This is a genomic window from uncultured Nevskia sp. (assembly GCF_903885465.1).
Classification (GTDB): domain Bacteria; phylum Pseudomonadota; class Gammaproteobacteria; order Nevskiales; family Nevskiaceae; genus Nevskia.
Window position 1 is genome coordinate 1 of the sequence record NZ_CAISIQ010000489.1, and the last position, 7,407, is coordinate 7,407.

7 protein-coding genes are annotated in these 7,407 nt (G+C 62.8%); all 7 read right to left on the reverse strand.

The annotated features are described in order from the left end of the window. Positions 1-5: 5 nt before the first annotated feature. Positions 6-1,073, reverse strand: a complete 1,068-nt coding sequence (gene lpxD, locus QZY06_RS18945; RefSeq protein WP_295687041.1) for a UDP-3-O-(3-hydroxymyristoyl)glucosamine N-acyltransferase — start codon at positions 1,071-1,073, stop codon at positions 6-8. Positions 1,074-1,099: 26 nt separating this feature from the next. Continuing rightward, a complete protein-coding gene (locus QZY06_RS18950; protein ID WP_295687043.1) occupies positions 1,100-1,618 on the reverse strand; it encodes an OmpH family outer membrane protein in 519 nt (172 codons plus the stop codon). Positions 1,619-1,706: 88 nt separating this feature from the next. Then, positions 1,707-4,022, reverse strand: coding sequence for an outer membrane protein assembly factor BamA (bamA, locus tag QZY06_RS18955; RefSeq protein WP_295687045.1), 2,316 nt, complete (start codon positions 4,020-4,022; stop codon positions 1,707-1,709). A 25-nt stretch (positions 4,023-4,047) separates the two neighbouring features. Then, on the reverse strand, positions 4,048-5,418 hold the full coding sequence (gene rseP / locus QZY06_RS18960) for an RIP metalloprotease RseP (RefSeq protein WP_295687048.1): 1,371 nt from the start codon (positions 5,416-5,418) through the stop codon (positions 4,048-4,050). 71 nt (positions 5,419-5,489) lie between these two features. Continuing rightward, positions 5,490-6,305, reverse strand: a complete 816-nt coding sequence (locus QZY06_RS18965; protein WP_295687050.1) for a phosphatidate cytidylyltransferase — start codon at positions 6,303-6,305, stop codon at positions 5,490-5,492. Then, positions 6,305-7,024, reverse strand: a complete 720-nt coding sequence (gene uppS, locus QZY06_RS18970) for a polyprenyl diphosphate synthase (RefSeq protein ID WP_295687052.1) — start codon at positions 7,022-7,024, stop codon at positions 6,305-6,307. Before uppS ends, QZY06_RS18965 begins: the two co-directional genes overlap by 1 nt. After that, a partial coding sequence (gene frr, locus QZY06_RS18975; RefSeq protein ID WP_295687054.1) for a ribosome recycling factor occupies positions 7,021-7,407 on the reverse strand: 387 nt, incomplete at its 5' end. The genes frr and uppS, both read right to left, overlap by 4 nt.

Sequence of the window (7,407 nt, forward strand, 5' to 3'; positions counted from 1 at the left end):
GGATATCAAAGATCGCCTTGCTCACCGTGCTCCTCTCCCGTTGCCGGAGTCATTTTCAGTATTTGTTCGATCGCCGCAAGTCGTTCATCGACTTTCGGCAGCCGACGGATGCGGGCCACTTCGCGGCGCCACTCGCGCGCCGGCTTCGCCGGAATGCCCGAGCCGTATTGTCCGGGGGCGGTGATCGACTTGGTAACCATCGCGTAGCCGAACACGACAACGTTGTCGACGATCGTCAGATGTCCGCCGATCACCGAGGCACCACCGATCATGCAGTTGCGGCCGATGGTGGTCGACCCGGCGATTCCGGTGCAGGCGGCGATCGCGGTACGCGCGCCGATCCGGCAGTTGTGCGCGATCTGGATCTGGTTGTCGAGCTTGACGCCGTCCTCGATCACCGTGTCATCGAGTGCGCCGCGATCGATGGTGGTATTGGCACCGATCTCGACATCGTCGCCGATGATCACGCGCCCCAGCTGCGGCACTTCGATCCAGCCCGCCGGGCTGGGCGCCAGTCCGAAACCGCGACCGCCGATCACCGCGCCGGGCAGCAATCGGGCGCGCGCACCGAGCACGCAATCCGGGCCGATGTAGACATTCGCTTCGAGGCGCGAACCGGCACCGATCGCAGCACCTCGGCGAACCACGCAGTTCGGGCCGATGTAGCTGCCGGCGCCGATCACGGCACCCGCTTCGATCACCGCACCGGCAGCGATGCCACAACCATCACCAATCTGCGCGGAGGGATCGATCGTCGCCGAAACGTGGCGAGCGACGACAAACTCCTCGGCGCGATCGAATTCGCGTGCGACGAGGGCGAATGCGATCGCAGGATTGGCGCTGATCAGGGCATTGCCACTGAAGCTCGCCGCATCCCGGGTGCCGATGATGACCGCAGAAGCCTGGCTATCCGCCAATTGCTTGCGCAACTTCGGATCCGCACAGAAACCGATGCGTCCGGCCCGACCGGGTGACAGCGCGCAAACACCCGAGATCAGCAAGGCCCCGTCACCGCGCAGCTCCAGACCATGACGCTCGGCCAGTGCGGCCAAAGTCGTCGCGCGTGGGCTCATCGGTGCCGGGGAACTTGCGTCCGCGTTTACTTCGAGGTGCCGCCGAGCTTCTTGACCACGTCGTCGGTGATGTCGAACGAGGTGTTGGCAAAGACCGGATCAGCGACGACGACGTCGAGGCTCTTTTCCTTGGCCACGGCGACCACGGCATCACGGACCTTGCTGACGACTTCGTTGGTCAGCTCGCGCTGACGGGTCTGGGCGTCTTCCTGGAACTTGCGGCCGGCCTGGCTGAGATCGACCTGGCGGGCGGCCAGATCCTTTTCGGTCTTGGCGGCGGCGTCCGGGCTGACTGTGACGCGATCACGCTTGAACTTCTCGACGTCGGACTCGAACTGCTTGGACTGCGCTTCCAGATCGGACTTCCGCTTCTGGAATTCGGCGGTCATCTTCTGATCGGCAACCTTGTACTGCGGCGATGCGCGCACGGCATCGTCGAAGCGGACCACGGCGACCTTGGCGTCGGCGGCGACAGCCATCGTCGGTACTGCGAACACGGCCAGCGCGGCAACAGCGGCGGCGGCAAGAATGCGGGGCTGAATCATGTCGGTCTCTCGTTGAAAGTGAAAAGTGCAGCAGGGTTTGCGGTACGAAACGGCTCCGGCAACTGCCGGAGCACACTCAGGGTCAAACTTAGAAGCCGGTACCGAAGTTGATCTGGAAGCTGTCGGTGAAATCACCCGGCTTGTCGTTCAGCGGGAACGCGTAGCTCAAGGACAGCAGACCGAGGATCGGCGTGAAGAAGCTGAAGCTCAAGCCGTAAGCCTGACGCAAGGTCGACACGCTGAAATCACCCGGCTTGGCGTACACGTTGCCGAAGTCGTAGAACAAGCTGGCGCGCGTCGTCTTGTTGTCGCTGACCACCGGGATCGGAAACACCAGGTCGGTCTGGCTGGTGGCACGCAGCTCGCCACCAAACGGGTTGTTGTTCGGGAAATCGCGCGGCCCGAGCGAGCCATCGCGATAACCGCGAACGGTGTTCGCGCCACCGGCGAAGTAGAGCTCGTACGGCGGCACGTCCTTGCTGGAACCGTAGGCGTGGACGTAGCCCACCGTCGCATTGAACTTGGTGAAGAACTTGAACGGCAGCTGGAAATACTGCTCGTGCGAAATGCTGGTGTTGTAGTACGACAGATCGCTGATGCCGGGCAGCGTGATATCGAGGTTCAGACGGGTCAGCATGCCGCTGGTCGCGAAGAACGTGCGGTTACGAGTATCGCGAGCGATGCCGGTACGCAGCTGGAACGCGGTGAACTCCGTGCCGTTATTGATGACGAAATTGAGAATTTCGTTGCTCGACGCGCCCGGGAAGGTCTTCACCGCGGTTTGGCTGACACCGCCACCCAGACGCAGGGACGCGAATTCCGACAGCGGAATGCCGTAGGTCAGATCGCCGCCGACGACATTGGTATCGAAGCCCGAGCTGAAGCGGATAACCGACTGCGACTTGCGGAAGTAGGTCGACACCGTCTGGCTGATACCGTCCTGGGTGAAGTACGGATCGGTCAGGCTCAAACTCACCGAGCGGTTGAAGGTGCTGGTATCGGCAGCCAGCTGCACTCTGTTGCCGGTACCGAGGAAATTGGTGTTGGTGATGCTGGCGTTGATCAGGAAGCCCTGGGCGCCCGAATAGCCGACGCCGAACTGGATCGAGCCCGGGGCGCGTTCCTTGACCTTGAACTCGATGTCGACGAGATCGTCGGTGCCAGGCACCGGCTTGGTCTCGACTTCCGCTTCCTCGATGAACGGCAGGCGCGCAAGACGCTGGCGCGAGCGCTCGACCGCACTCTTCGAGAACGGCGCGGCTTCCAGCTGGCGCATTTCGCGGCGCAGCGTTTCGTCGTTGGTGCCGGTATGGCCCTGGAAGTTGATGCGCCGGATGTAGGCGCGCTTGCCGGGCTCGATGAAGAAATTCAGGCTGACTTCGCGATTCGGCTCATCCACTTCTGGCAGTGGCGTGACCTTGGCGAAGGCGTAGCCGATGTCCGACAGCGCGCCCTCGATGCGGGTCGCGGTTTCGGTGGCTTCCTTGCGCGAAAAGATCGCGCCGTTCTTCGAGGAGGTCAGTGCATCGAGAAACTTCTCGTTGAGCACGATCTCACCGGAGAAGCGGTGATCCTTGACCTTGTAGACCGCGCCTTCTTCGAGCGCCAGGGTGACGTAGATGTCCTGCTTGTCCGGCGACAGCGCCACCTGCACGGAAGCAATGTTGAACTGCAGGTAGCCGCGATCCTGGTAGTACGAGGACAGCGTTTCGAGATCGCCACCGAGCTGCTGCTTGGAGTAGCGATCGGTCTTCTGGAACGGCATCCAAGTGGTCTTCTCGAGCTTGAGCTGCTTGAGCAGCTCGTCGCGCGGGAAAGCCGTGTTGCCGATCAGGTTGATTTCCTTGATCTTGGTGACCTTGCCTTCCGTCACCTTGATGTTGATGTCGACGCGGTTGTTGGGCAGGTCGGTGACCTTGGCCTCGATCGCGACATCGTAGTAGCCGTTGGCGTAGTACTGGCGGCGCAGTTCCTGTTCGACCGAATCGAGCAGCGCGCGCTTGAACAGTTCGCCTTCGGCGAGACCGGCATCCTTAAGCGACTTGTTCAGCTCGTCGCCGCCGACCTTCTCGTTGCCTTCGAGCTTGAAGCTGGCGATCGCCGGGCGTTCCTTGAGCTTGATGACCAAGTCATCGCCATCGCGCACCAGCTGCACATCGAGAAACAGGCCCGAGCCGTACAGGCTGCGGATCGCCGAACGCGATGCCGTTTCGGTCAGTTCGTCGCCGACCGACAACGGAAAGTAGGTCAGCACCGTGCCGAGTTCGAGGCGCTGCAGGCCCTCTGCTCGCACCTGCTTGATCACGAACGGATCAAATGCCAACGCCGCCTTGGTGCTTGCGGCGATAGCGACCAGAGTCAGCAGCGCGCCGCGTGCCGTGTTGCCTAGACCGTTCAGAACCATTCCTCGAATAAACCCATAGTCGTTGTCAGCCGATCACGCTGGCGACATCGTTGTAAAACGCCAAACCCATCAGCATCAGTAGCAGGGTCATGCCCAGCTGCTGCCCCGCCGCCTGCACGCGCTCGGACAGCGGCGAGCCCTTCACCGCTTCGATCACCCCAAACAGGATCTGCCCGCCATCGAGCATCGGTATCGGCAACAGATTAAAGACGCCGATGCTGACGCTGACCAATGCTACAAACGTCAGGAACGCACCAATTCCGGCGCTGGCCGAATAGCCCGCCGCTTGCGCGATCTGGATCGGACCACTGACGTTCTTCACCGAGACATCGCCGACAACCATCCGGTACAGCAGGCGTACCGTCAGGGCCGACACCTGCCAAGTCTGGTGCAACGCCGCTGAAGCCGCAGCCAAGGGTCCCAGCCGCACTTCAGCGCGCAAATCCTGCCACAAATCACCCTCGGTCGCCATGCGCTGCGGCGCCAGGCCGACTCGGCCGATGGCCTCGCCATGACTGGAGTCGGTACCGATGATGACGCTGATTTGCTGGCTACTGCCGGCACGTTCGATGCCGAACTTCGCCAGTTGTCCGGGACGCGCCGATACCTGGCTGCGCAGATCCTGGAACGAGGCGACCGGCTTGCCATCGATGTCGACGATGCGATCGCCGATCTTCAGGCCGGCGCGATCCGCCGCTTCACCCGCCACCACCTGCCCGATCACGGCCGGAATCAGCGGCTCGAACGGATTCAGGCCAAGGTCTTCGAACAGCAGCACCGGGTCGACGCGCGCCTTGCCGAGATCGATGTTGACGGTCTGCTCGCGGCCGTCGGCGTGGGCAACCAGAAAGGCGGTATTGCCGCGGCTCAGAGCGCGATCAAGAAGTTCGGCGCGCAGCACCGACCAGGTGGGAATCTTCTGGTCGTCGAGCGCGATGATGCGATCGCCGCCAGCAAGCCCCGCACTGGCCGCCAGGCTGCCGGCGGGTGGCGCGGCGATCACCGGCTTCATGCCCGGCACGCCGACCATGTACAGCACCCAATAGAAGGCGATCGCCAGAATGAAGTTGAACGCCGGGCCAGCCGCGAACACGGCGATGCGCTTGGCCACCGGCTGGCGATTGAAAGCGCGCGGCAGATCTTCCGGTGCAATGACCACCTCGGCCTCGCGCTCGTCGAGCAGCTTCACATAGCCGCCGAGCGGGATCATCGCCAGCACGTACTCGACGCCGTCCTTGCCACGCCGCGACCACAGCGGCTTGCCGAAGCCGATCGAAAACTTCAGCACCTTGATGCCGAAACGCCGCGCTACCCAGAAATGACCGAACTCGTGGAAGGCGACCAGGACGCCGATCGCAACGATGAAAGAGGCAGCGGAATGCAGCGTATCGAGCATGGATCAGGACCCGAAATAGGATGAGGCCGCGGCTTCGACCATGGATGAGGCAAAAGCGTTCGCCGTCACCTTCAAATTCCCAACAAGGCCAGACCGAGCGCCAGCACCGGCGCTGCCGCCAGCAGACTGTCGACTCGATCGAGGATGCCGCCATGCCCGGGCAACAGGGTGCCGCTATCCTTGACGCCGCGATGACGCTTGAACAGGCTTTCGGTCAGATCACCGATCACCGACACGCCGATCACGGCCACGCAAAGCAGCAACAGCTTCCACCAGTCGAAACGACCGAAGCCGAAAACCCACGGCGCAGTGCCTGCCACCAGCAAGGCAGCGACGAAGCCACCGATCGCGCCTTCGACGGTCTTGCCAGGGCTGACTTCAGGCGCCAGCTTGCGCTTGCCGAAGCGCCTACCGGCAAAGTAAGCGCCGATGTCGGCCATCCAGACCAGACCGAACAGGAAGAACATCCGCAGCACGCCGTTGCTGCCGGCATGCAGCATCGCCAGCCCAAGCAAGGCCGGCACCAGCATCAACAGGCCGTAAATCGCCATCATGGCGGTGCCCGGCGGCTTGAGCCGGAAATTCACGGGGTAGCCAGCGATCATGCTGAGCGCATTGCCCCACCAGATCGCTCCGAACATGACCACCCAGACGCCGAGGCCGATGCTGCCCATGAACCAGGCCAGCGCCAGCAGTATTGCGACCAGCAGCAGATAAGCCGCGCGAGAGGTCGGCTGAGTCAGCCCCATCAGGGCCGTCCATTCCCAGGCCGCCAGCAGCCCCACGGCCGACAGGAACAGGTACAGCCACGCTGTCGGGAAGAAGATGATCGGCCCGAGGATCAGCGGCACCAGGATCAGCGCGGTAATGACCCGCTGCTTCAACATCAGCTGGCTTCCGGCACGCGACCGAAACGGCGCTCACGCGATGCATACCAGGCGAGCGCCTCGGCGTAAGCCGTTTCGTCGAAATCAGGCCACAGGGTTTCGACCAGATGCAGCTCGGTATAGGCAAGTTGCCAGATCAGGAAATTCGACAGGCGCTTCTCACCGCCGGTACGGATCAGCAGATCGGGATGCGGCAGGTCGGCGACAACCAGGCGCGATTCGATCGCTTCCGGGGTGATCGGCAGACCATCGCGGCACAGGCTGGACGCGGCCTGGGCGATGTCCCACTGGCCGCCATAACCGACGGCGATCACCAGAGTCAGACTGGTGTTGGCCTCGGTCAGCGCTTCGGCATCGGCCATCAGCTTGCGCAGTTCCTCGGGAAAATCGCTGTGGTTGCCGATGAACCGGATGCGCACGCCATTCTTGTGCAGGCTGGCGATTTCATGCGACAGCGTGCGCACGAACAGACGGATCAGCAGCGATACCTCGGCGGGCGGGCGCTGCCAGTTTTCCTGGCTGAACGCGAACAGGGTCAGCACCTGGACGCCGGCCTTGTGCGAGGCGCGGACGATGCGCCGAGCCGCTTTCACGCCCGCCTGATGACCGAAGGCGCGCGGCCGCAGCCGCTGCTTCGCCCAGCGTCCGTTGCCGTCCATGATGACGGCCACGTGCGCCGGAATGCCGGCCTGGCCAAGCGGCGGCAGGTGCTGGGTCATCCGTGCGACAGCAGCTCTTTTTCCTTGGCGTTCATCACTTCTTCCGCCTTGGCAACGAACTGATCGGTGAGCTTCTGGATCGCCGTCTCGGCGCCCTTCTCTTCGTCCTCGGTGATGATCTTTTCCTTCGCCAGTTCCTTGATCGCCTGATTGGCGTCGCGGCGCACGTTGCGGATCGCGACGCGGGCATTCTCGGTCTCTGACTTGACCACCTTGACCAGATCCTTGCGGCGCTCTTCGGTCAGCGGCGGCATGTTGATGCGGATCGTGGTGCCGGCAGTGTTCGGCGTGATGCCGAGATCGGACGCCAGAATGGCTTTCTCGATGGCGCCGATCATGTTGCGATCCCAGGGTGCAATCGAGATCGTGCGGGCATCTTCGAC

Excerpts from the sequence above, each read along its gene's own strand:
- lpxD (WP_295687041.1), bottom strand. The coding sequence starts at position 1,073 with ATGAGCCCACGCGCGACGACTTTGGCCGCACTGGCCGAGCGTCATGGT.
- QZY06_RS18950 (WP_295687043.1), bottom strand. The coding sequence starts at position 1,618 with ATGATTCAGCCCCGCATTCTTGCCGCCGCCGCTGTTGCCGCGCTGGCC.
- bamA (WP_295687045.1), bottom strand. The coding sequence starts at position 4,022 with ATGGTTCTGAACGGTCTAGGCAACACGGCACGCGGCGCGCTGCTGACT.
- rseP (WP_295687048.1), bottom strand. The coding sequence starts at position 5,418 with ATGCTCGATACGCTGCATTCCGCTGCCTCTTTCATCGTTGCGATCGGC.
- QZY06_RS18965 (WP_295687050.1), bottom strand. The coding sequence starts at position 6,305 with ATGTTGAAGCAGCGGGTCATTACCGCGCTGATCCTGGTGCCGCTGATC.
- uppS (WP_295687052.1), bottom strand. The coding sequence starts at position 7,024 with ATGACCCAGCACCTGCCGCCGCTTGGCCAGGCCGGCATTCCGGCGCAC.